1 protein-coding gene is annotated in these 571 nt (G+C 45.9%); it reads left to right on the top strand.

Annotation, left to right across the window (positions count from 1 at the left end):
- A partial coding sequence (locus tag R7190_RS29440; protein WP_318138146.1) for a YSC84-related protein occupies positions 1–541 on the top strand: 541 nt, incomplete at its 5' end.
- Between the last annotated feature and the right edge of the window lie 30 nt (positions 542–571).

Here is a 571-nt window from a genome sequence, read left to right as displayed (position 1 = left end):
CAAAGAATGGATAGATGCCGCAGACAAAAAAATTGATGAGTTGATGGAAGGCGACACGCCAGAAGAAGCGCGTCAAGCGATTGATTTAATGGCCGATAGCACCTTACTCAAACTCTTTAATGAAAAACCAGAAGCGAAAGCGATTTACGATAAAGCTTACGGCTACGCCGTTTTTGATTCTCGTAAACTCTCTTTGCTTTTCCACACTAATTCAGGCTCTGGTGTGGCGGTAGATAAGACCACCGAAAAACGCACCTACATGAACATGTTTGGTATGGGGGTTGCGCTAGGGCTCGGCGGCAAGTTTTATCAGCAAGTGGTTTTGTTTGAAAGCAAACAGGACTTCGATACGTTCGTCAACGAAGGCTGGGAAGCCACCAGCGAAGCTTCAGCAGTTGCAGGCGAAGATGCCGAAGAGTTCTCTGCACAGTTCAACAGCGGCGTTGCCGTTTATCAGCTCAACTCAAAAGGCTTACTTATCGATGCAAACGTATCTGGTTCAAAATACTGGGTAAATGAAGAGCTCACCAACGCCCAGTAATTTACCTGCTCTGATTGAAAACACTTCACA

Source organism: Vibrio sp. 1078-1, assembly GCF_033340475.1.
The sequence above is the reverse complement of the archived record's forward strand: the minus strand, read 5'-3'. Positions and strand labels throughout refer to the sequence as shown.